22 protein-coding genes and 1 riboswitch are annotated in these 23686 nt (G+C 67.5%); of the genes, 15 read left to right on the top strand and 7 right to left on the bottom strand.

Going from position 1 to position 23686, the window contains the following annotated elements:
* The 3 genes from BFF94_RS20225 to BFF94_RS20215 form a co-directional block, all read right to left on the bottom strand.
* The gene (locus BFF94_RS20225; protein WP_219139730.1) at positions 1–1047 is read right to left on the bottom strand and encodes an alpha-ketoacid dehydrogenase subunit beta; all 1047 of its coding nucleotides are present in this window, start codon (positions 1045–1047) and stop codon (positions 1–3) included.
* Positions 1044–2276, bottom strand: coding sequence for a 3-methyl-2-oxobutanoate dehydrogenase (2-methylpropanoyl-transferring) subunit alpha (locus BFF94_RS20220; RefSeq protein ID WP_128843718.1), 1233 nt, complete (start codon positions 2274–2276; stop codon positions 1044–1046). Before BFF94_RS20220 ends, BFF94_RS20225 begins: the two co-directional genes overlap by 4 nt.
* 404 nt (positions 2277–2680) lie before the next feature.
* Positions 2681–3307 carry a flavin reductase family protein gene (locus BFF94_RS20215; RefSeq protein ID WP_219139786.1) on the bottom strand — a complete coding sequence of 209 codons (627 nt, stop codon included), beginning with the start codon at positions 3305–3307 and terminating at the stop codon, positions 2681–2683.
* 1276 nt (positions 3308–4583) lie between these two features.
* Here BFF94_RS20215 and BFF94_RS20210 point away from each other — a divergent pair.
* The 8 genes from BFF94_RS20210 to BFF94_RS20175 all read left to right on the top strand — a co-directional run bounded on the left by BFF94_RS20210 (position 4584) and on the right by BFF94_RS20175 (position 13237).
* On the top strand, positions 4584–5699 hold the full coding sequence (locus BFF94_RS20210; protein ID WP_128843717.1) for a hypothetical protein: 1116 nt from the start codon (positions 4584–4586) through the stop codon (positions 5697–5699).
* Between the two features lie 321 nt (positions 5700–6020).
* Positions 6021–7046: a LacI family DNA-binding transcriptional regulator gene (locus BFF94_RS20205; RefSeq protein WP_128843716.1), complete on the top strand. Its 1026-nt coding sequence runs from the start codon at positions 6021–6023 to the stop codon at positions 7044–7046.
* Positions 7047–7122: 76 nt separating this feature from the next.
* On the top strand, positions 7123–8151 hold the full coding sequence (locus tag BFF94_RS20200) for an ABC transporter substrate-binding protein (protein ID WP_128843715.1): 1029 nt from the start codon (positions 7123–7125) through the stop codon (positions 8149–8151).
* A gap of 17 nt (positions 8152–8168) precedes the next feature.
* A complete protein-coding gene (locus tag BFF94_RS20195; RefSeq protein WP_128843714.1) occupies positions 8169–8993 on the top strand; it encodes an ABC transporter permease in 825 nt (274 codons plus the stop codon).
* Positions 8994–9003: 10 nt separating this feature from the next.
* Entirely contained in the window at positions 9004–9906 is a 903-nt protein-coding gene (locus BFF94_RS20190; protein ID WP_219139729.1) for an ABC transporter permease, read from the top strand.
* A gap of 8 nt (positions 9907–9914) precedes the next feature.
* Complete coding sequence (locus BFF94_RS20185; RefSeq protein ID WP_128847455.1) at positions 9915–10946, top strand: ABC transporter ATP-binding protein; 1032 nt, start codon at positions 9915–9917, stop codon at positions 10944–10946.
* 87 nt (positions 10947–11033) lie between these two features.
* Positions 11034–11858: a phosphodiesterase gene (locus BFF94_RS20180; protein ID WP_219139728.1), complete on the top strand. Its 825-nt coding sequence runs from the start codon at positions 11034–11036 to the stop codon at positions 11856–11858.
* Between the two features lie 179 nt (positions 11859–12037).
* Positions 12038–13237 (top strand): MFS transporter, encoded by a 1200-nt coding sequence (locus BFF94_RS20175; RefSeq protein WP_128847457.1) that lies wholly within the window; start codon positions 12038–12040, stop codon positions 13235–13237.
* 21 nt (positions 13238–13258) lie between these two features.
* Here the strand turns inward: BFF94_RS20175 and BFF94_RS20170 are convergent, their stop codons facing one another.
* The gene (locus BFF94_RS20170; RefSeq protein ID WP_219139727.1) at positions 13259–14446 is read right to left on the bottom strand and encodes an EamA family transporter; all 1188 of its coding nucleotides are present in this window, start codon (positions 14444–14446) and stop codon (positions 13259–13261) included.
* Positions 14447–14950: 504 nt separating this feature from the next.
* Between BFF94_RS20170 and BFF94_RS20165 the strand changes: the two genes are divergently transcribed.
* Together BFF94_RS20165 and BFF94_RS20160 are read left to right on the top strand one after the other, a co-directional pair.
* Positions 14951–15304: a type II toxin-antitoxin system RelE/ParE family toxin gene (locus BFF94_RS20165; protein WP_128843948.1), complete on the top strand. Its 354-nt coding sequence runs from the start codon at positions 14951–14953 to the stop codon at positions 15302–15304.
* Positions 15301–15582 carry a helix-turn-helix domain-containing protein gene (locus BFF94_RS20160; protein WP_047900283.1) on the top strand — a complete coding sequence of 94 codons (282 nt, stop codon included), beginning with the start codon at positions 15301–15303 and terminating at the stop codon, positions 15580–15582. The genes BFF94_RS20165 and BFF94_RS20160 overlap by 4 nt, the downstream gene beginning before the upstream one ends.
* A gap of 25 nt (positions 15583–15607) precedes the next feature.
* On the opposite strand, the gene BFF94_RS20155 is transcribed toward BFF94_RS20160, so the two are convergent.
* The 3 genes from BFF94_RS20155 to BFF94_RS20145 form a co-directional block, all read right to left on the bottom strand.
* Positions 15608–16396, bottom strand: a complete 789-nt coding sequence (locus BFF94_RS20155) for a molybdopterin-dependent oxidoreductase (RefSeq protein ID WP_128843946.1) — start codon at positions 16394–16396, stop codon at positions 15608–15610.
* Positions 16397–16425: 29 nt separating this feature from the next.
* Positions 16426–17058, bottom strand: a complete 633-nt coding sequence (locus tag BFF94_RS20150; protein WP_128843945.1) for a cytochrome b/b6 domain-containing protein — start codon at positions 17056–17058, stop codon at positions 16426–16428.
* A 72-nt stretch (positions 17059–17130) separates the two neighbouring features.
* Positions 17131–17403, bottom strand: coding sequence for a pentapeptide MXKDX repeat protein (locus BFF94_RS20145; RefSeq protein ID WP_128843944.1), 273 nt, complete (start codon positions 17401–17403; stop codon positions 17131–17133).
* Between the two features lie 273 nt (positions 17404–17676).
* A riboswitch (TPP riboswitch) is annotated at positions 17677–17793 on the top strand.
* A 125-nt stretch (positions 17794–17918) separates the two neighbouring features.
* Between BFF94_RS20145 and thiC the strand changes: the two genes are divergently transcribed.
* From thiC to BFF94_RS20120, 5 genes are all read left to right on the top strand, one after another.
* Positions 17919–19850, top strand: coding sequence for a phosphomethylpyrimidine synthase ThiC (gene thiC, locus BFF94_RS20140; RefSeq protein ID WP_128843943.1), 1932 nt, complete (start codon positions 17919–17921; stop codon positions 19848–19850).
* Between the two features lie 263 nt (positions 19851–20113).
* Positions 20114–20326 carry a YMGG-like glycine zipper-containing protein gene (locus tag BFF94_RS20135; RefSeq protein WP_128843942.1) on the top strand — a complete coding sequence of 71 codons (213 nt, stop codon included), beginning with the start codon at positions 20114–20116 and terminating at the stop codon, positions 20324–20326.
* A gap of 203 nt (positions 20327–20529) precedes the next feature.
* Positions 20530–20778 (top strand): hypothetical protein, encoded by a 249-nt coding sequence (locus BFF94_RS20130; protein WP_128843941.1) that lies wholly within the window; start codon positions 20530–20532, stop codon positions 20776–20778.
* Positions 20779–20920: 142 nt separating this feature from the next.
* Positions 20921–21847 (top strand): DMT family transporter, encoded by a 927-nt coding sequence (locus BFF94_RS20125; RefSeq protein ID WP_128843940.1) that lies wholly within the window; start codon positions 20921–20923, stop codon positions 21845–21847.
* 496 nt (positions 21848–22343) lie between these two features.
* Complete coding sequence (locus tag BFF94_RS20120) at positions 22344–23624, top strand: EAL domain-containing protein (protein WP_128847344.1); 1281 nt, start codon at positions 22344–22346, stop codon at positions 23622–23624.
* Positions 23625–23686: the final 62 nt, after the last annotated feature.

Raw genomic sequence — 23686 nt, 5'->3', positions numbered from 1 at the left:
TCACGCCTCCATCACGCGTCGCAACGCTTCACCGACCCGGGCCGGGCCCGGAAAGTACGCCCATTCCTGCGCATGCGGATACGGCGTGTCCCAGCCCGTCGTGCGCTCGACCGGCGCTTCGAGGTGGTAGAAGCAATGTTCCTGAACCAGCGACACGAGTTCCGCGCCGTAGCCGCAGGTGCGCGTCGCCTCGTGCACCACGACGCAGCGCCCGGTCTTGCGCACCGACGCGACGATCGTGTCGAGGTCGAGCGGCCACAGCGTGCGCAGGTCGATCACTTCCGCGTCGATGCCCGTCTCCTCGGCCGCGGCGAGCGACACGTGCACCGTCGTGCCGTAGGTCAGCACCGTCACGTCGTTGCCGGGCCGCACCACGGCGGCCGTATCGAGCGGCACCGTGTAGTAGCCCTCGGGCACCACGCTCGCCGGATGCTTGAGCCACGACGTGACGGGCCGTTCGTGATGGCCGTCGAACGGCCCGTTGTACAGCCGTTTCGGCTCGAGGAAAATCACCGGATCGTCGTTCTCGATCGATGCGATCAGCAGCCCTTTCGCGTCATACGGATTCGACGGCATCACCGTGCGCAGCCCGCACACCTGCGTGAACATCGCCTCCGGGCTCTGGCTGTGCGTCTGGCCGCCGTAGATGCCACCGCCGCACGGCATCCGGATCGTCATCGGCGCGATGAACTGGCCGGCTGAGCGATAGCGCAGCCGCGCGCCCTCCGACACGATCTGGTCGGATGCCGGGTAGAAGTAGTCGGCGAACTGGATCTCGCACACCGGGCGCAGCCCGTATGCCCCCATCCCCACCGCCACGCCGACGATCCCGCCTTCGGAGATCGGCGCATCGAACACGCGCGACTTGCCGTATTTGTTCTGCAGTCCTTCGGTACAGCGGAACACGCCGCCGAAATAGCCGACGTCCTGCCCGAACACGACCACGTCGCTGTCGCGCCCGAGCATCACGTCCATCGCCGAGCGCAGCGCCTGGATCATCGTCATCGGCTGTGCCGCCGTGCCGGTCTCGAGTTGCGCCATGGTCATGCTCCCAGTTCCTGGCGCTGACGGCGCAGGTGCGCGGGCAGCTCCTTGTACACGTCGTCGAACATCGAGGCCGGCGACGGAATCCGGTCGTCGGCCAGCGTCCCGTATTTCTCCGCTTCCTTCTGCGCGGCGATCACCTCGGCCTCGAGCTCGGCCGTCAATGCATCGTGCGCGCTGTCCGACCAGATGCCCTTCGCGATCAGGTGGCGCTTGAAACGGTCGATCGGATCACCGAGCGGGAAATGGGACCAGTCGTCGCTCGGCCGGTACTTGGTCGGATCGTCCGACGTCGAGTGTGCGCCCGCGCGGTAGGTCACCCACTCGATCAGCGTCGGGCCGAGATTGCGGCGCGCACGTTCGGCCGCCCAGCTCGACGCCGCGTAGATCGCGAGGAAGTCGTTGCCGTCGACGCGCAGCGACGCGATCCCGCAGCCGACGCCGCGCCCCGCGAACGTCGTGCCTTCGCCGCCCGCGATCGCCTGGAACGTCGAGATCGCCCACTGGTTGTTGACGACGTTCAGCACGACCGGCGCGCGGTAGACGTGCGCGAACGTGAGCGCGGTGTGGAAGTCGGCTTCGGCCGTCGCGCCGTCGCCGATCCACGCGGACGCGATCTTCGTGTCGCCCTTGATCGCCGACGCCATCGCCCAGCCAACCGCCTGGATGAACTGCGTCGCGAGATTGCCGGAAATGGAGAAGAAGCCCGCGTCGCGGTCCGAGTACATCACGGGGAGCTGGCGGCCCTTCAGCGGGTCGCCTTCGTTCGACATCAGCTGGCAGATCATCCGCTCGAGCGGCACGTCGCGCGCGATCAGGATGCTCTGCTGCCGGTAGGTCGGGAAGCACATGTCGCCGTCGCGCAATGCCATCGCGTGCGCGGTGCCGATCGCCTCTTCGCCGAGGCTCAACATGTAAAAGGAGATTTTCTTCTGGCGCTGCGCGATCATCATGCGCGCGTCGAAAATGCGGGTCTTGAGCATCGCGCGCAGCCCGGCGATCAGCCGCGCATCGTCGAGATCCGGTGCCCACGGGCCGACGGCCTTGCCGCTGTCGTCGAGCACGCGCACGAGGCTGCGGGCGAGATTGGCGGTGTCCGCCGCGGCAACGTCGATCGGCGGGCGGCGAACCGCGCCGGCCGGCGATAGATGCAGATAGGAAAAGTCCGTCTTGCAGCCCGGGCGCCCGGTGGGCTCCGGCACATGCAGACGCAATGGCTCTGACAGGCTCATCGTGTCGTCTCCACGCTCGATTGTGTCTCACGCTGTTTGGGAACGCGCGGCCGGTTGCCGGCCTGCGCGCGGGCTGACGCGCGGGTAAGCACGTCAACCTTCCAAATCTATGCCTTGCGGCGCCGGACGTCGATGCCCAAGCCGCTCGATTGCGGTGAGCAGATTTGCCATGGGAGCTTCGGCGGGCCGTGAGCACGCCCGGCGCGCGGGATGAATGGCGCGTTTGCGGCGGTGCAGTATCAGGCCGGGGGGATCGGGCATCGGGGCCGGACAGGCCAGCGCGCCCCGATGGTGTGAGGATACGTAGCAAAAGACCCCGAGAAATCCTTGATTTCCGCGGGGTCTCTCACGGTGTGACCGGGCGCTTCGGCACCCGCTTGCCGGTCGTTCCGGCGCGCGATGAATTATGCGTCGGGACGAAAGATGTCGAACCGGCTGTCGGGCTTGACGTGCACATAGGCCGACGGGCCGCCCGCGCGAAGGATGATGCCCGCGCCGAACGTGTCGAAGATGCCGTCTTTCAGCAGATCCTGCCGAATATGAACGGCGACGACCTCGCCCAGTACCAGCGACGCCGGCGTTTCCACGCCCTGGTGATCACGCAGGCGAATCACGTCGGTCACCTTGCATTCGAAGTTCACGCCGCTTTCCGCAACGCGCGGCACGTCGACCAGGCGCGACGGCACGGCGGTCAAGCCGCCGAGTTCGAACTCGTTCACGTCGTACGGCACCGCGGCACAGGTCTGGTTCATCCGGTCGGCGAGATCGCGCGTCGCGAGGTTCCAGACGAACTCGCCGGTTTCCTGCACGTTGCGCAGGCTGTCCTTTGCAGCGGTGCTCGAAAAACCGATGATCGGCGGATGGTAGTTGAACGCGTTGAAGAAACTGTACGGTGCAAGGTTGACCGTGCCGTCGATGCCGCGGGATGAAATCCAGCCGATCGGACGCGGGCCCACGATCGCGTTCAAGGGATCATGCGGAAGGCCGTGGCCTTGCGACGGTTCGTAATAGTGATGGGTCGAGTCGGTCATGACGGGTGGTCTTGCGACATGCAAACTGCGTTGGATTTCATCGGCAAACTCATGTGCGCCGATATCGGTAACGGCGTCCGGTGCGACGTGCGTGCCAAGTATCACATGGCGTCGCGTTCGTCGCAGCGAGGCGGCAAGCGTCGCCGGCCCGCAGGCACGATCTGAATGCCCGATCAAAGACACGCCGTATCGAAACACGTCGCGATCCGACAACCGCAACACGGCCAGTCGGTCTTGCCGCGAATCGTCTTCGATCGGCCGCATCGGCATCGATGCTCGATCGAGCGCTCGAAACAGGTCGAACGAGCGGGCGACGGCCGAGCGGAAAAGGTCACGTTCCGCACTCGCGCCGATCCAGGCGCCGCAAAAACAAAAAACCCGCGAGCGCGTGGCTTCTCGCGGGTTTTTTGAACCGTCGTCGAATCGCCATGAAAGCGATCGTGGTGCCGGGGACCGGACTTGAACCGGCAAGCCAATTAAGGCGGCGGATTTTCGTCACACTGCTTCTTTCAAAGCCGGCGTCGCGTGGGCGATGCCGTTCGTGCGCTGGACTATGCCTTCACCGTCGCGCTCGGGCGTGACCGCTGCCCGTGCGCCTTAGGCGCCCCCCGTCTAGTCTCTACACCTTCCTCGCGAGTGCCGCGAGGCTTGGCTCGGCGTTGCCTCGATGCGTGCATCAGGGGTTTCGCCGAATTTGAAGGGTTCTGCACCGACCGTTTCCGGGCGGGCACTCAATCGTTTAAGTCCGCTATGTTTACCAATTTCATCACCCCGGCAAGAGGGCGGACCGGATTCTACCACTGCCCGGCCGGATCTTCCGCATTTGACCCTGTCACCCCGTAATCGCCGACACCCAATTTCACCGTCGCCGCCCCGGCAGCCCATGCCTCCTGCCGTGCTGCGTCCGCCATCGAGTCTCAATCGCATGACGCTCGCTGCATACCAGCCAAATCGATGCCGCCATTCAGCATCCACCATTTCAGTTGCATCACGAATAGTTTTAATTCTGCTTGGTGTCGACTTACGCATTGCGCTCACCCTATCGCGCCAATTTCATTGAAGCTTCGCCGTTCCGCTCGATTCGAACGACGCTCTTAATCCCGACTTAAGCTTCGCCGTGCTAGCGCCGGCAATCCTTTCGCGCGATCGCAGAGGGTGCGCGAGTTTGTCACCGAAAAGAAACATGTGCGGCATAGCCTGACCCGCGTTGCCCGTAACAGACGGTAATAAGCACATTTCATTCATCCTGCATCATCAATTCAGTTAGGAAATCTTAATGTTAAGAAAGCCCCTGTTAATCGCGATGTCGGCATCGGTCTTTCTTGCCGCCTGCGGCGGCGACGACACAACGTCCACCCCCGGCATCGCGCCGACCAATACCGCGGCCGTGCCGAACACCGCCACCGCGTCCGGCTATACGTTGTCCGTGTTCGCGAAAGCACCGACGTCCACGGACAAGCCCGATTCGATCGTCCAGTTCAACAACACGGTCTTCATCGGCTACCAGAAGGTAGGTGACGTAAAGGACGGCTCCGTGCCCAGCCTGACCAACGACATCGTGCAATACGACCTGAGCGGCAACGTGCTCAAGACGTATACGGTGCCGGGCCACGTCGACGGCCTGATGGCCCGCGCCGATTCGAACACGCTATGGGCGATGGCCAATGAGGACGGCAATCCCGAACTGACGATCATCGACCTCAAGGCCGGCACGCAGAAGACCTACGCGGCGACCGTCAATCCGACCACACACGGCGGCGGCTTCGACGACATGCAGTTGCTCAACGGGAACGTCTACGTGAGCGCGTCGAACCCGACGACGCCCGGCACCGCCGCACCGACCGTCGGACAGCTCACGCTGAACGCGAACGGCACGACGTTCGACGTCGCCCCGGTGCTCGCCGGTAATGCGCAGGCCACCGACGTGACCCCGTCCGTTGGCGGATCGCCGAATCCCACCCTCAACCAGCAGGTGACACTGAGCCTGACGGACCCCGATTCCGAAGCGATCGATTCCGCCGGCGATCTCGTGCTCGACAGCCAGGCCGACGGCAAGCTGGTGTTCATCCACAATCCGGGCGCGAGCCAGACCGTCAGCGTGCTGACGCTCACGCTCTTCAGCGACAAGGACGGCCCTGTCTATCCGGTCGACGATACGCGCTGGGTGCCGGCGCCGGGCCCGCAAGGCAAGACCTTCATGCTGTTCACCGACGCCAGCAACACGACCTACCGCGTCGATGCGCCGTTCTCGCAAGGTGACGCCTACAGCGCCGGCCAAGGCCAGGTGATGAAACTGGACCCGAAGTCCGGCCATCTGACGCCCGTCGCGACGAGCGTCGGCAACGCATCCGCCCTTCAGGACCCGCACGGCATGCTGTTCGTCGCGCTGTAACGCCAACCCGCCCTGCGGCGCCGCCGCGTGATCGCCGCGAACCAGCGGCGAGACGCGGCGCGCGCATCCCGCCCGCATGCGCGTGCATGCCCGGCCGTCTCGCGCCCGACGACGGACATCGCGCACCGCGCCCGCGTTCGCCGATACAATCCACGGCGGCGCCGCGCGGCCGATCCTTCCCATGAATCCGCCCCGCCCGACGTTCCAACCGTCTGACGTTTGTATCGTGCTTTTTGCGAAACAAACGTCGCGTGCGTCATCGCGAAGTCACAAACATTTTCGATAATTTCCCGAACGAAAACGTTTACATCGCGCTATTTCATGACCCCGACCATCAAGGACGTTGCTGCCCTCGCGGGCTTCTCGATCGCCACCGTTTCGCGTGCGATCAACGCGCCGCATACCGTCAGCCCCGCCACGCTGCAGACGATCCGCACCGCGATCGACACACTGCAGTTCCGCCCGAGCCCGCTCGGCCGGCAGTTGCGCGGCGAGCGCACGCGGCTCGTCGGCGTCGTCGTGCCGACGCTGTCGAACCCCGTGTTCGCCGACTGCCTGCAAGGCATCGACGAACTCGCGACCGCGGCCGGCTTCAAGCTGATCCTGATGACGACCGAATACGACGCGGCGCGCGAGCGTCATGCGATCGAGACGCTGCGCGAGCAGCGCGTCGAAGGGCTGATCCTCACCGTCGCCGACGCGGACACGCACCCGCTGCTCGACATGCTCGACCGCGACGGCCCGCATTACGTGCTGATGCACAACGACACGCAGCGCCGCCCGTCGGTATCGGTCGACAACCGCCGTGCCGCCTATGACGGCGTGCGGCTGCTGACCACGCGCGGTCACCGTCGCGTGCTGATGCTGGCCGGTTCGCTCGCCGCATCGGATCGCGCACGCCAGCGCCATCTCGGCTATGCGCAGGCGCTCGAGGAAATCGGCATGGCCACGCTGCCGCCGGTCGAAGTCGACTTCAATGCGCCCGAGCTGCCCGACGCGGTGCTCGCGCATCTGACCGCGCACGCAACGCGCCCGACGGCCCTCTTCTGCAGCAACGACCTGCTCGCGATGGTCGTGATGCGCGGCCTGCGCCGCGCCGGCTTCTCGATCCCGGACGACCTGTCGGTGCTCGGCTTCGACGGGATCGCGATCGGCGAATTGCTCGCGCCGCCGCTCGCGAGCGTCGCGACGCCGAACCGCGACATCGGCCGCCACGCATGGCAGCGTCTCGTCGAATGCATCGGCGGCGCGACGATCGAACGCACGTCGCTGATCCTGCCGCACGTGGTGCGCGACGGTGCGACGGTCGCGCCGCCGGCCACCGACCTGCAATTGCGCAAGGCCTGAACGCGCGGGCCGCGCCGCCACGCACGCCGGCAACCACACCACCCCAGCGCTACCCACACTCGCCCGGAGACCTACCGTGTCCTTTCGCCTGACCTCGCTGCTGCGCGCGCTTGCCGCGCCGCTCGCCTGCGCCGCGCTCATCGCCGGCGCGCCCGCCGCCCACGCCGACGAAACGGCGATCTGCTACAACTGCCCGCCCGAATGGGCCGACTGGGCCGCGCAGATCGCGGCGATCAAGCAGAAGACCGGCATTCGCGTGCCGTTCGACAACAAGAACTCGGGCCAGTCGATCGCGCAGCTGATCGCCGAGCAGAAGAGCCCGGTGGCCGATGTCGTCTACCTCGGCGTGTCGTCGGCGTTCCAGGCGAAGGACAAGGGCGTGATCGCGCCGTACAAGCCCGCGCACTGGAACGACATTCCCGCGAACCTGAAAGACCCGCAAGGCTACTGGTTCGCGATCCACTCGGGCACGCTCGGCTTCTTCGTGAACAAGGACGCGCTCGACGGCAAGCCGGTGCCGCGCTCGTGGGCCGATCTGCTGAAGCCCGAATACAAGGGCATGGTCGGCTATCTCGATCCGTCGAGCGCGTTCGTCGGCTATGCGGGTGCGGTCGCCGTCAACCAGGCGCTCGGCGGCAGCCTCGACAACTTCAAGCCGGCGCTCGACTGGTTCAGGAAGCTGAAGGCGAACGCGCCGATCGTGCCGAAGCAGACCGCGTATGCGCGCGTGCTGTCCGGCGAGATTCCGATCCTGCTCGACTACGACTTCGATGCGTATCGCGCGAAGTACAAGGACAACGCGAACGTCGAGTTCGTGATTCCGAAGGAAGGCACGATCGCGGTACCGTACGTGATGAGCCTCGTGAAGGGCGCGCCGCACGATGCGAACGGCAAGAAGGTGCTCGACTTCGTGCTGTCGGACGAAGGCCAGAAGCTGTGGGCCAACGCGTACCTGCGCCCGGTGCGCGCGCAGGCGCTCGGCGCCGACGTCGCCGCGAAGTTCCTGCCGGCGAGCGAATACGCGCGTGCGAAGTCGGTCGACTTCGGCAAGATGGCGACCGGCCAGCAGGCGTTCGGCCAGCAGTACCTGCAGGTGATGCAGTAAGCCCCGGGACGCAACCGATGCTCGACCTGACTTTCCCGCTGCGCTGGCGCATCGCGCTCGTCGCGCCGGCGCTTGCCGTGTTCGCCGCGTTCTGGCTGCTGCCGATGGCGGCGCTCGTGCAGGTGTCCGCCGACGGCGCGTTCTTCTCGCAGTACGCCGCGCTGCTCGGCAATGCGCGCTACATGAAGAGCCTCGGCGAGACGGTGGCGTTGTCGGCCGGCGTCACGCTCGCGACGCTCGCGCTGTCGACGATCTCCGGCCTGCTGCTCGCGCGCCGCGAGTTCGCGGGCAAGCGCGTGCTGCTCGCGCTGCTCACGTTCCCGCTCGCGTTCCCGGGCGTCGTCGTCGGCTTCATGGTGATCATGCTCGCCGGGCGCCAGGGGCTGATCGGCATGCTGTCCACGAAGCTCACGGGCGACAAGTGGGTATTCGCGTATTCGGTCGCGGGCCTGTTCGTCGGCTACCTGTACTTCTCGATTCCGCGCGTGATCGTCACCGTGATCGCGGCCGCGTCGAAGCTCGACGCGTCGCTCGAGGAAGCCGCGCGTTCGCTCGGCGCATCGCCGTGGCGCATCTTTGTCGACATCGTGCTGCCGGCGCTCGCGCCGGGCCTGATCGCCGCCGGCGCGATCTGCTTCGCGACCGCGATGGGCGCCTTCGGCACCGCGTTCACGCTCGCCACCGACCTGAACGTGCTGCCGATGACGATCTATACCGAATTCACGCTGAACGCGAACATCGCAACGGCGGCCGGCCTGTCGATCGTGCTCGGCATCGTCACCTGGGCCGTGCTCGCGCTCGCGCGCCGGTTCACCGGCCACACCGCCGCCGCCGCGGCCTGAGGATTCCTTCATGCAATCGCTTTCCGGCTCTTCCGCGCCGTCGCCGGCACCCGCTCCTGCTCCCGCGCAGGCGAACGGCGTCGCGCGGCGCGCGCCGCGCGTCACGGGCGCGCGTGCGATCGCCGCGTTGCAATGGGGCGTCACGCTGCTGCTGTGCGCGTTCCTGATCGTCCCTGTGGTGATGTCGGTGCTCGCGGGCCTGACCGTCAACTATTTCCGCGGACTGTCGAGCGGCCTCACGCTGCGCTGGCTCGAACAGGTGTGGCAGCAGTATCACGGCTCGATCGCGCTGTCGCTCTATGTCGCGTTCGCGACGCTCGCGATCGTGCTCGCCGTCGGCGTGCCGGCCGGCTATGCGCTCGCGCGCAGCAAGAGCCGCGTCGCGCGCGCGATCGAGGAAGCGCTCGTGCTGCCGGTCGCGCTGCCCGGCCTGGCATCGGCGCTTGCGCTGCTGGTCGTGTACGGCGGCTTCACCGCGTTCCGGATGAGCCTGTGGTTCATCGTCGCCGGGCACGTCGTGTTCACGCTGCCGTTCATGGTGCGCGCGGTCGCGGCCGTCGCGGCCGGCGCCGACCTGCGCACGCTCGAGGAAGGCGCGGCCAGCCTCGGCGCGTCGTTCGTCACGCGCTTCGTCACGATCGTGCTGCCGAACCTGCGCCCCGGCATCGTCGCGGGTGCGCTCGCGGTGCTCACGCTGTCGATCGGCGAATTCAACCTCACGTGGATGCTGCATACGCCCGACACCAAGACGCTGCCCGTCGGGCTCGCCGATACGTATGCGTCGCTGCGCCTCGAAGTCGGCAGCGCGTACACGATCCTGTTCCTGCTGATGACGCTGCCGCTCCTTGTCGCGATGCAGTGGCTCGGCGTCGATCCGTCCGGCACGCGCGCGCTCAAGCGGCGTCCGCGCTGAACCCAAACATGAAACTCGACTCCACTCCCATCACCCTGACCGGCTGCGCGAAGACGTTCCGCGGCACGCGCGTGCTCGAACCGCTCGACCTGTCGATCGGCGCGGGCGAAACGCTCGTGCTGCTCGGGCCGTCGGGCTGCGGCAAGACGACCACGCTGCGCCTGATCGCCGGCCTCGACACGCCGGACGCCGGCGGCACGATTGCGTTCGGCAACGACGACGTCACCGCGCTGCCGATCGAGCGCCGGCAGGTCGGCATGGTGTTCCAGAACTATGCGTTGTTTCCGAACCTGACGGTGCGCGGCAACGTCGGCTACGGGCTGAAGATCCGCAAGACCGCGCCGCGCGCGCTGCGCGAACGCGTCGACGAGCTGCTCGCGATGATGCGGCTCGATGCGCATGCGGACAAACCGGTCGATCAGCTGTCGGGCGGCCAGCGCCAGCGCGTCGCACTGGCGCGCGCGCTCGCGGTGCGGCCGCGCGTGCTGCTGCTCGACGAGCCGCTGACCGCGCTCGACGCGAAGCTGCGCGACGTGCTGCGCCGCGACATGAACGCGCTGCTGCGCGAGCTCGGCGTGACGACCGTCTACGTGACGCACGACCAGGCCGAAGCGATGGAACTCGGCGACCGGATCGTCGTGATGGGCGCCGGCCGCATCGAACAGATCGGCACGCCGCGCGACATCTACTACCAGCCGGCCAACCGCACGGTCGCGCAGTTCATCGGCACGCTGAACCGGCTTGCGGGACAATGGCGCGATGGCGCGCTCGTGACGACGGGCGGCGCGATCGTCACGCCGCATGCCGCCGACGAATGGTTCTTCCGCCCCGAGGATGCGCAACTCGCCGATCCCGCGCATGCGCCACTGCGCGGCGCGGTCGGTGCGTGCGCGTTCCTCGGCGAGCGCACGCGGCTCACGATCGAGCACGCGGCGCCCGACGCACTAGTGATCGACGTACCGGGCCGCGTCGCGCTCGCGCGCGGCACGGCGGTCGGCCTTACGATTGCACCGGAAGGCCTGATCGCGCTCGGCGCTTGATGCATCATTGACGCATCGTTCATGCACCACCCCATCGCGGCGCATGGCGCCGCCCCCACAATAACCAGACGATTCCGAGAAACGACGATGCTGCTTGCTCAAATCAGCGATCTCCACATCAAGCGTCCGGGCCAGCTCGCGTACCGGCGCGTCGACACGGCAGCCGCGCTCGCGCGCTGCGTCGCGAAGCTGAACGCGCTCGTGCCGCGCCCCGACGCGGTGCTCGTCACCGGCGACCTGACCGACTTCGGCCACGACGACGAATACGGCCAACTGCGCGACCTGCTTGCGCCGCTCGAGATTCCGTACTACCTGATGATCGGCAATCACGACGACCGCGCCGGGCTGCGCCGCGCGTTCCCCGATCGCGCCGAGTTGCAGGACGGCGAGTTCGTGCAGTACGCGCTCGACGTCGGCGCGGTGCGCGTGCTCGCGCTCGATTCGCAGGTGCCCGGCGCGAGCCACGGCGACCTGTGCGACGCACGGCTCGGATGGCTCGCCGCGCAGCTCGACGCTGCGCGCGACCGGCCGGTGATCGTCGCGCTGCATCACCCGCCGTTCGTGTCGGGCATCGGCCACATGGACGCGCTGCGCCTCGCGCCCGCCGCCGCCGCGAAACTCGACGCGCTGCTGCGCGATCATCCGAACGTCGAGCGCGTGCTGTGCGGCCACGTGCACCGCACGATGTTCACGCGTTTCGGCGGCACGCTCGCGTCGGCGGTGCCGGCGCCCGCGCACCAGGTCGCATTCGACCTGCGGGCCGATGCGCCGTCCGCGTTCCGGCTCGAACCGCCGGCGTTCGCGGTGCATCGCCATGCGCCGGATACGGGGATGACGTCGCATCACGTGTATGTGGACGAAGGCGCCGGGCCGTATCCGTTCTACGAACCGACGGGCGAGCTGGTCGACTGACGGCGTGACAAGCACGCGATGACGGGCGGCGGCCGGCCGCGCCGGCTTGCCGGGTCTCCGCCCGCCCGGCAGGATTCACGTCGCTCCGGTATGATCGGCAGCCTCGACCGGCACCCTGCCCGCCTGCGCACCCGACGCGTGCGCCGCGCGCCGCGCCGCCCAACTCCGTCCGCGCAGCCATGTCCACCGCCTCCACCGACCGTCCGACCGACGCCGCCTCGCCCCACTACTCGCGCGGCCTGCTGTTGCTGCTCGCGACGATCGCCGGCGTATCCGTCGCGAACATCTACTACAACCAGCCGCTGCTCGACAGCTTCCGCTCGGCCTTTCCCGACGGCGCGTCGTGGATCGGCGTCGTGCCGACCGCGACGCAGCTCGGCTATGCGGCCGGCATGTTCCTGCTCGCGCCGCTCGGCGACCGCTTCGACCGCCGCGGGCTGATCCTGATGCAGATCGCCGGCCTGTCGGTCGCGCTGATCGTGGCGGCCGCCGCGCCGTCGCTGGTCGTGCTCGCCGTCGCGAGCCTCGCGATCGGCGTGCTCGCGACCATTGCGCAACAGGCTGTGCCGTTCGCCGCCGAGATCGCGCCGCCGGCCGAACGCGGGCACGCGGTCGGCACCGTGATGAGCGGCCTGCTGCTCGGCATCCTGCTCGCGCGCACGGCCGCCGGCTTCGTCGCCGAGTATTTCGGCTGGCGCGCGGTATTCGCCGCGTCGGTCGCGGCGCTCGTCGCGCTCGCCGCCGTAATCGTGCTGCGGCTGCCGCGCAGCTCGCCGACGTCGACGCTGCCGTACGGCAAGCTGCTCGGCTCGATGTGGCATCTGGCGGTCGAACTGCGCGGGCTCCGCGAGGCGTCGCTGACAGGCGCCGCGCTGTTCGCGGCGTTCAGCGCGTTCTGGCCCGTGCTCACGCTGCTGCTCGCCGGCGCGCCGTTCCATCTCGGCCCGCAGGCAGCCGGCCTGTTCGGAATCGTCGGTGCGGCGGGCGCGCTCGCCGCACCGTACGCGGGCCGCTTCGCAGACAAGCGCGGCCCGCGCGCGATCATCTCGCTCGCGATCGCGCTGCTCGCGCTGTCGTTCGTGATCTTCGCGCTGTCGGGCGCGAGCCTCGTCGGGCTCGTGATCGGCGTGATCGTGCTGGACGTCGGTGTGCAGGCCGCGCAGATTTCGAACCAGGCGCGCATCTATGCGCTGAAGCCCGATGCGCGCAGCCGCGTCAACACGGTGTACATGGTGTGTTATTTCATCGGCGGCGCACTCGGCTCGTCGGCCGGCGTGGCCGCATGGCACGCGTTCGGCTGGACCGGCATGTGCGCGGCCGGGCTGCTGTTTACCGCGCTCGCGGGCTGGTCCCACCACCGCGGCGGCCGGCGCGGCTGAGCGCGACCGGCCACGGCGGCGTCACGCGTCGGCGCGGGGAGCGGCCGGCGCGTCGGCGGGCGGCCGCGCGAACGCCGGTGCCGGGTCCATCACCGCAGCGGGATCCATCACGGCAGCCGGCGTCGGCACGGCAAGCGGGACGGCGGAAGGCGCCAGGATCGGTGCCGCATCCGGCATCGCGATCTGCTCGGGGGCGGACGAAGCATCCGCCGTCGACGCCGGCTCGGCCGGCTCGGCCGCCACGGCCGGCGAACCGACGGCCGCCGCGCGCGCCGCGGGCCGGCGTGCCGGATCGAACAGGAACGACAGCCCGACGCTGCCGAGGATCGCGACGGTCGCGACCACGGTCGCCATCGTCACCGGTTCGCCAAGCAGCAGCGCACCGAGCGCGACCGCGACGATCGGGTTCACGTACATGCAGCTGCTCGCGATGATCGGGCTCGTGTGGCGGATCAGGTAGCCGTACGCGACGTACGCGGCCATCGTGCAGAACACCATCAGGTAGACGAACGCGAACACCGGCCCGGCCATCACGTGTTCGATGCGTTCGCCGATCAGCCAGGCGACGAGCGTCGAGATCAGGCCGCCGAGGCCGATCTGCAGCGACGTCGACAGGAACAGGTCGGACGGCAGCTTGAGCCGCGTCGCGAGATGCGCGCCGCCCGCCCAGAACAGCGCGCCGGCCAGCACGCAAATCGTGCCGAGCGCCGAATTCTGTGCCGCGGCGCCGCCCGAATTCAGCACGACGATGCCGACCATCCCGAGCGCGACGGCCGCCCACTCGCCCTTCGTTACCGGCCGGCCGGCGACCGCCGCGATCACGGTCGCGAACAGCGGCACCGTGGCCACCATCACCGCCGCCGAGCCGCTGCTGACCGAACTGATCCCGAGCGCGATCGTGCCGGACGACAGCGCGACGAGCATCGTGCCGACGATCCCCGCATTGCGGATTTCCAGCAGCGTCGGCCATTCGGGCTTGCGCCGCAGCGCGAAGATGAACAGGCCGATTCCGCCGAGCAGGTTGCGCAGCCCCGACAGCAACAGCGGCGGGAACGACTGCAGCGCGAAATGCAGGCCGCTGTAGGTCGAACCCCAGACGAAATAGATGAAGACGAGCGCCAGCGCGACACGGCCGCCGCGGCTTTGCGGCAGGCGGATCCGGAACGAAAAGCGGGCGAGGAAATCGAGCAGGCGGTCGAGCGGCGTCATCGCGCGCCCCGCCCGCACGTCACGCCGCGGGCTCCGCTGAAAGACGCCGGCAATGCCGGCAAACGGCCCTGGCGGGACCGGGAAGGCAGAGCGAACGTGCGGAACGACATGGCAGTGCGAACGGCGACGAAAGAGAACCGGCAAGCGGCGGCAGAGGGACGCAAAAAAACGCGCGCAACCGCTTCGGCTGCGCACGCTCGGCATTATGGCATCAAGGATTCGAAAGCATCGTCAGACCTGTCTGAAAGGAGAAGGACTGACGTTTCGGCGCGACATTTTTCGGCGGGCGGGCGTGGGAATCCGGGGCCGGATGCGCGACATGCGCACGTTGACGGCGGCGGTGCCGCACGCAATCCGTCGCAATCCGGAAGGCTCGCACCCGGCGTCGGCCGAACGGCCAGTCATGCACGCCGGCCATTGCTGCGCGCTTATCGTGACGGTCGGCATGCCCTCCTCGTGCGTTGCACAGCCTCCATTCGAAACCTGCACCGTTCATACAAAATCTTGTATAATTCGACCATTCTTCCGCCGAAGCCGGTTGTTTTCGTCGGCAGCGCGCTTGACGAGCTTCGCGGCTTTCCGCTGCCCGCGCGACGCGAAGCCGGCCACCAGATCGACCAGGTGCAGCGCGGCCTGGCGCCCGACGACTGGAAGCCGATGCGCACCGTCGGCGTCGGCGTGCGGGAAATTCGCCTGCGCGATGCAAGCGGCGCGTTCCGGATCGTCTACGTCGCGACATTCGCCGACGCCGTCTACGTGCTGCACTGTTTCCGGAAGCAATCGGCGCGGACGAACAAGACCGATATCGACCTGGCCGCCCGGCGCTATCGCGCGCTGATGATGGAGTTGAAACGATGACCAATGAACGTTACACGAACGTCTGGGACGCAATCGAAGGCCAGCCGGCAGAGGCCGAGAACATGAAGCTGCGCTCCGAACTGATGATCGCGCTCAAGCAGCGCATCGCGCAGCTCGAGCTCAGTCAGGCCCAGGCCGCGCAACGGCTGGGGGTCACGCAGCCGCGCGTCTCCGACCTGATGCGCGGCAAGATCAACCTGTTCGGGCTCGACGCGCTCGTGAACATGGCGGCGGCAGTCGGCCTGCGCGTCGATCTCCAGGTGCGCGAATCCGCGTGACACATGATCGCGCCACGCGAATCGCTCACGATCCGCCGAACCAGTTGTACCCCTGATCGACCCAGTAGCCGCCCGGATACGTATCGGTCACGAAGATTTCCATGATGTGCTTCGGGTTCTTGTAGCCGAGCTTGGTCGGCATCCGCAGCTTCATCGGGAAGCCGTATTCCGGCGGCAGTTGGCGGCCGTCGTAGTCGAGCGCCAGCAGCGTCTGCGGATGCAGCGCGGTCGGCATGTCGATGCTCTCGTAGTAGTCGTCCGCGCACTTGAAGCCGACGTATTTCGCCCGCGTATCGGCGCCGGCGCGTGCGAGAAACGCGCCGAACGGCGTGCCGCCCCAGCGGCCGATCGCACTCCACCCTTCCACGCAGATATGCCGCGTGATCTGTTCCGCGTGCGGCAGCGCCCGAAGCTCGTCGAGCGTCCACACGCGTTTGCCCGTCACGCGGCCGGACAGCACGAGCCGATACGTCGACGCATCGACATGCGGCACGTCGTCGATCCCGTAGTACGCGTTGAACGGGAACGGCCGCGTGATGTCGGCTTCGGTGTAGGTCGGCGCGAGCCGGTCGGGGTTGAACAGCCACGCCTGCACGCGGTCGTTCATGCGCGACACCTTCTCGAGGAACGTGTTGACCGATGCGTCGTCCTGCAGCGTGCAGCCGGTCAGCATCGCCAGGCCGCCAAGCGTCAGCACGCGCCGGTTGAAGAGCCGCCGCGACGGCATCTCGAGCTCGCGGCGCACGTCGAGTTCGAGCGACGTCCGGTCGAGTGTCCAGCGCGGCTGGCCACGCCTGTTTTCGGGTTCCGACATGATGATTTCCTTCGCCCGCGGCTTGCGGGTCAGCGACCGCGCAGCATCGCGAGCAGCGAGCGCGGCACCAGCAGCGCCATCGCGACGTGGACGACAAAGAATGCGACGAGCAGCGACATCGCCCAGAAGTGCACGACGCGCGCGTTGTCGTAGCCGCCGAACAGTTCGCGCAGCAGCGGGAATTGCACGGACTTCCAGATCGTGAGCCCCGACAGCACCAGTACGACGAGATCGATGATCGCGGTCAGGTACGCGGCACGCTGCACCGCGTTGTATACGCTCAGGTCGTGGTGCGACAGCCGCCCGCCGAGCGCAGCGCGTACATCGCGCCACACGGACGCCGGCGTGACGGGCAGCAGCTTGCGCGCGAAACGCCCCGTCGCGATCGACATCGCGAGGTAGAACAGCCCGTTGGCGAGCAACAGCCACATCGCCGCGAAATGCCATTGCAGCGCACCGCCGAGCCAGCCGCCGATCGTGATGCCGTGCGCGAACGTGAACGACGGATAGATCGGCGACGCGTCGTAGATGCGCCAGCCTGACAGCGCCATCAGGATCGCCGCGAGCGCGTTGAGCCAGTGGCTCGCGCGCACCCACGGCGGATGGATCGTGCGCGCGGGCGGCGTCGCGGGCGCGCGATCCGTTGCAGGGACGGTTTGCATGATGAAAACTCCGGGATTGATGCGACGAGACGCGATGCGCGCCTGTTGCCGGCCGCGCCCCGCGCGCATCCATTAGTTCGACGGGCTCATCGCGTCCTTCTTCATCGCGTCGCCCTTCGACATCGCGTCGTGGCCCATCGCGTCCTTCTTCATTGCGTCCTTCTTCATCGCGTGCTTCTTCATGCCGTCCTTCTTCATCGCGCCGTCCTTCGCCATCGCGTCGTGGCCCATCGCGTCCTTCGACATCGACATGCCGTCCTTCGACATCGCATCGCTCTGCGCTTGGGCGCCCGTCGCGATCGTGGCAAAAGCGGCGACACAGGCAACCAGGAATACGTTTTTCATGACACTTCTCCGATACATGGGTTTTGAAGAGCCGAATAGACGGACGACGACGCCGGAAATGACAGCGATGTCGAAAAAATTTTTCAGGGCCCGAAATGAAGGGACGCGATGCTGCGCCGCTCAGCCTTTTCCGTCCGGGCTGCGGGGCCCTTCGACAACAGCGCTTGCTGCGGCGCACCCTGCCCGATTCGCCGGCCGCGATGCCGGAACCGCCCGGCGGCATCCGCTCCGCTCCCGGTTGAAACCGCCGCAAAGCCGGTGTATCGTGTGCCCTTGCTAACGCGGGGGTCCTGCAATGCGCTCGGTCAAACAACCGGCATTGCGGGTGAGAAATACCCTTTGAACCTGATCTGGATAATGCCAGCGCAGGGAAGCGTACGGATTTCGCCGCCATCCCTCTGACGAAACCCGCCGCCTCACGAATCTCGTCTCCTGCTTAGCTAGCGCCCCACTTTGCTTTGCATGGGACCCGAATCAGCGCCGAAGCGCCAACTCGGGTCGACACAGGAGATCGAATGAACGCCAATCCGAAGTTTCTTTCCGCCGACGCTCACGTCGACGCCGCTGCTGTCGCGCCGCTGCCCAATTCGCGCAAGGTTTATGTCACCGGCTCGCAGCCCGACATCCGCGTGCCGATGCGCGAAATCACGCAGGCGGACACGCCGACCGGCTTCGGCGGCGAAAAGAATCCGCCGATCTATGTGTACGACACGTCGGGCCCCTATACCGATCCGGACGCCAAGATCGACATCCGCGCGGGCCTGCCCGCGCTGCGCCAGGGCTGGATCGAAGCGCGCGGCGACACCGAAGTGCTCTCCGGCCTGTCGAGCCGGTACGGCCTCGAGCGCGCGGCCGATCCGGCCACCGCCGACCTGCGTTTCCCGGGCCTGCACCGCAATCCGCGCCGTGCGCAGGCCGGCAAGAACGTCACGCAGATGCACTACGCGCGTCAGGGCATCATCACGCCGGAAATGGAATACATCGCGATCCGCGAGAACCAGCGCCGCGCCGAGTACCTCGAAAGCCTGAAGTCGAGCGGCCCGAACGGCGCGAAGCTCGCCGCGATGATGGGCCGCCAGCACCCGGGCCAGGCGTTCGGCGCTGCTGCGTTCGGCGCGAACGCGCCGGCCGAGATCACGCCCGAGTTCGTGCGCGACGAAATCGCACGCGGCCGCGCGATCATTCCCGCGAACATCAACCACCCGGAATCCGAGCCGATGATCATCGGCCGCAACTTCCTCGTGAAGATCAACGCGAACATCGGCAACTCGGCCGTCACGTCGTCGATCGGCGAAGAAGTCGACAAGATGACGTGGGCGATCCGCTGGGGCGGCGACACGGTGATGGACCTGTCGACCGGCAAGCACATCCATGAAACGCGCGAGTGGATCATCCGCAACAGCCCGGTGCCGATCGGCACGGTGCCGATCTACCAGGCGCTCGAAAAGGTCAACGGCAAGGCCGAGGACCTGACCTGGGAAATCTTCCGCGACACGCTGATCGAGCAGGCCGAGCAAGGCGTCGACTACTTCACGATCCACGCGGGCGTGCGCCTGCAGTATGTGCCGCTCACCGCGAACCGGATGACCGGCATCGTGTCGCGCGGCGGCTCGATCATGGCGAAGTGGTGCCTCGCGCATCACAAGGAAAGCTTCCTGTACGAACACTTCGAAGATATCTGCGAGATCATGAAGGCGTACGACGTGAGCTTCTCGCTCGGCGACGGCCTGCGTCCCGGCTCGATCTACGACGCGAACGACGAAGCGCAGCTCGGCGAGCTGAAGACGCTCGGCGAACTCACGCAGATCGCGTGGAAGCACGACGTGCAGGTGATGATCGAAGGCCCGGGCCACGTGCCGATGCAGTTGATCAAGGAGAACATGGATCTCCAGCTCGACTGGTGCAAGGAAGCGCCGTTCTACACGCTCGGGCCGCTGACCACCGACATCGCGCCGGGCTACGACCACATCACGTCGGGCATCGGCGCCGCGATGATCGGCTGGTTCGGCACCGCGATGCTGTGCTACGTGACGCCGAAGGAACACCTCGGCCTGCCGAACAAGGACGACGTGAAGGAAGGCATCATCACGTACAAGCTCGCCGCGCACGCCGCCGACCTGGCCAAGGGTCACCCGGGCGCGCAGGTGCGCGACAACGCGCTGTCGAAGGCGCGCTTCGAATTCCGCTGGGAAGACCAGTTCAACATCGGTCTCGATCCGGACAAGGCGCGCGAATTCCACGACGAAACGCTGCCGAAGGATTCGGCGAAGGTCGCGCACTTCTGCTCGATGTGCGGCCCGCACTTCTGCTCGATGAAGATCACGCAGGACGTGCGCGAGTTCGCGGCGCAGCAAGGCGTGTCGGAAACCGAAGCGCTGAAGAAGGGGATGGAAGTCAAGGCAGTCGAATTCGTCAAGACCGGCGCCGAGATCTATCACCGTCAGTAAGCGAACGCGCGGTCCGGCGGTCCGGCGATCCGGCGGTCCGGCGATCCGCGCCGGATCGCATCGCGCAGCACGAAGCCCGCTTTCGAGCGGGCTTTTTTACGCATGTCGCGTGCCCGCCGGCCCCCGGGAAACAATTGATTACGAAACCGCGCGAGTCTTAACAAGTCCTTACAGCGGCGCCGCGAGACGGCGCGTAGATTAGGGTCATGCGTGGCCGCCAGCCGGTCGCGCGCCCTCCGTTCACTACCACAAGGACAGCGATCATGAATTCGATTCGGCGTTTTGGGGTATGCGCTCTCCTCGTCGCGACGGTGGCCAGCCTGTCGGCCTGCGATAACATGTCACGGCGCCAGCGCGACACGGCAATCGGCGCGGGTGTCGGCGGCGTCGCCGGCGCGGCGATCGGCGGCAACGCACTGTCGACGCTGGGCGGCGCGGCGGCCGGCGGCATCATCGGCAACCAGGTCGGCAAGTAATCGGCCAGGCGGCTCGCCCCGCGCGCGGGGCGGCAGTCGACCAGACGGCGTTTCCGCGGTGCGGAAGCGCCGTTTTCGCATGCGGCGCCGCAATGCGAGCGGCGGCGGCCGGAAATGATCCGTTACCGTTTTGCACACCGTGTCATCGGCGCGCGGCCTAAGCTTAAGCATCTGCCGATTGCCGGCTCCGCCGGAGACTCATCATGAACAGGACCCTCGTCGCCGCGGCGCTCTCCTGCGCGACGCTCGCCGGCTGCTACTACCCGTACGGCTACTATCCGGGCGGCTATTACACGGCGGCACCGGTGCAACCGGCACCCGTGTATGTCGATCCGGCCCCCGCTTACTACTACCCGGCGCCTGCGTATGCGCCCGCGTGGGGCGGCTATTGGGGACCGGCGCTATCGCTCAATTTCGGTTTCGGCGGACGCGGCGGCTGGCGCCATCGCTGATCGGGGAGCATCGCCCGCAGCAGCCCTCCCGCACCCGCAACCGGCGACATTCCCGTTTCTTGTCGTTTCATCGAATCGTGAAACGACGGCGTGGTAACGCGGTGTAAGATTCACCGCATTCCGTCCCTCGCCCTTACGATCGATGTCGCCCAAGAACGCCATTCTGCTGACCGTACTCGCTGCCCTGTGGGGCGCATCGTTCCTGTTCATCCGGATCGGAGTCGTCGATTTCGGCGTCGCGCCGCTGATGGCGCTGCGCGTGGGCATCGGCGCGCTGTTTCTCACGGGCTTCGCGCTGACGCGCTTCAAGCCCGCCGATCTCGGCGCGCGGCTGCGCCGTCATGCGTGGCCGTTGTTCGTCGTCGGCGCGCTGAACTCGGGCATCCCGTTCTGTCTGTTCGCGTTCGCCGAACTGACGCTGTCGGCCGGCCTGACGTCGGTGATCAACGCGACGACGCCGCTGTGGGGCGCGCTCGTCGCCTACCTGTGGCTGAAGGACAAACTGTCGCTGCCGCGCTCGCTCGGCCTCGTGATCGGCTTTGCCGGCGTGATCACGCTCGTGTGGAACCAGATCGCGAATGCGCACGGCGACACGGGCGCCGGCGCGACCGCGCTCGCCGCCGCCGCGGCGCTCGGCGCGACGCTGCTGTACGGCATCGCGGCCAATTACACGAAGCGCAAGCTCAGCGGCGTCGATCCGCTCGTCAACGCGACCGGCAGCATGATCGGCTCGACCGCCCTGCTGCTGCCGTTCGCGATCGCCACCTGGCCGGCCGCGCCGGTCGGCACGCACGCATGGGGCGCCGTGCTCGGCCTCGGCATCGCCTGCACGGGCATCGCGTATTTCATCTTCTTCTACCTGATCGCGCATGTCGGCCCCGCCCGCGCGATTACCGTGACGTTCGTGATTCCCGTGTTCGGGCTGCTGTGGGGTGCGCTGTTCCTCGGCGAACACGTGTCGGCCGTGATGATCGAAGGCTGCGCGATCGTGCTCGTCGGCACCGCGCTCGCGACCGGCGTGATCAAGCGGATTCCCGGTATCCGGCCGCGCGGCGGCGAAGCGGCCTGAGAATCCGGCCGCACGCGCCGCCGTCCGCCGTCCGCCGTCCGCCGTCCGTCGTGCGGTGAGCGCCGGCGGCAAGCGGCGCTCGTGGACCGCCGCGCCGGCATTCGTCTGACGGCGATGCTCGCACGCGGCCTTGCGGACACCGGGATTTCCCGCACCATCGCGCTCGCCATGCGGCCATGATGCACGGACATGCGTTGCGCGATGCCCCAGGATCATCATGTGCTGCTGCGGCGCCCTTCGCGCCGTGGCGGTCATGCACGGCGCGCACTCGCGTGGCGCCGGCTGCCGTTGCGTGCCGGCCATGCCCCCCCTGCCGCGCGTGTGCGTCTGGAGTTTCCCTGATACGCGCGCCGCCGCATTCCCGTTACACTTCGAACACTTACCCGCAGAAGGCGGTCACGATGCCTCACGTTCCTTCGCGTCCGCCTGCGCGTGCGACTGCTTCAGCGTGGCGGCGCGCCACCGCCCCGCCGCTCGCCCCCCGGGCACCGCTGACATGAAGCCCGCCCGCGACCTTTCGCTCGACTCCCTGCTCGAACGCCTCACGGCAACACCTAGCGGCTGGCTCGCCACCTATCGCACCACGACGCTGCGCAGCGTATTCCAGCCCGTGCTGTCGATCACGCACAAGCGCGTCGTCGGTTACGAGGCGCTGCTGCGCGTCGTCGAAGCGAACGGTACGCTGGTTTCGCCCACCGCCCTCTTCGACAAGACCCGCGGCGACGCCGACGCACTGCTGCTCGACCGGCTCGCGCGCTGCCTGCACACGGCCAATTTCGTCGCGCAGGGAATCGGCGACGGCTGGCTGTTCCTGAACGTGACGCCGCGCGTGCTCGATTCGGGCCTTGTGCAGCGCGAGTTCGTCGAGGCGCTGTGCCGGCATTTCGTGCTGCCGCCGAACCGCATCGTGCTGGAAGTCATCGAACAGCCGGCGCGCGACGAAGCCGCGCTCGCCCGCACGATCGACATGATCCAGCATCGCGACTTCCTGATCGCGATCGACGATTTCGGCACGGGATTCTCGAATTTCGACCGCGTGTGGCGCGCGCGGCCCGACATCGTCAAGCTCGACCGCTCGCTCGTCGAGCGCTCGACCGGGTCGGCCGACGATCGCCGCATCATGCATCACCTCGTGTCGATGCTGCACCAGGCCGGCGCGATGGTGCTTGCCGAGGGCGTCGAAAGCGACGACGCGCTGCAGGCGCTGATGGAAGCCGACATCGATTTCGTGCAGGGTTTCCAGTTCGGCCAGCCCGATGCGTCGATCGCGCACGCGAGCGCGGCGGCACCCGCGATGCTCGACGCCGCGTGGAAGCGCTTCATCGCCCGCCGGCACACACCGGTCGTCGCCGAGCAGCCGGGCTTCGACGCGATCGAGCGGCTCGTGCTCACCGGCGCGGCCGCGTTTTCCGCGAGCGGCAACCTGCAGGATGCCGCGCAACGCGTGTTCGTGGTGCCGGTCGCGCGCCGCGTATTCGTCACCGACGAGACCGGCGAGCAGTTCCTGCCGTCGATCGGCGCCCGCTCGGAAGACGGCCACGCAGGCGCCACTCGCCTCTCGCCGCTCTTTCCGGAAACCCACAGCAACTGGTCGCGGCGCCCGTACTTCCAGCGCGCGATCGCCGCGCCCGGGCGCGTCGCGCTGATGGGCCCGCACTTCTCGCTGACGGAAGGCCGCGACTGCTATACGGCCGCCGTCGCAATTCGCGCGCAGAGCCGGCTCGTCGTGTTCTGCGTCGACTTCGTGCTCGACAGCGCGGGGACCGTGATGCGCTGACCCGCGCGGGTCGGGTGTTCACCCGCCATGCCCGCCGGGCGTCCGGCCCTCCGGTCATCCAT

Source organism: Burkholderia catarinensis, from assembly GCF_001883705.2.
Lineage (GTDB): Bacteria > Pseudomonadota > Gammaproteobacteria > Burkholderiales > Burkholderiaceae > Burkholderia > Burkholderia catarinensis.
The sequence above is the reverse complement of the archived record's forward strand: the minus strand, read 5'-3'. Positions and strand labels throughout refer to the sequence as shown.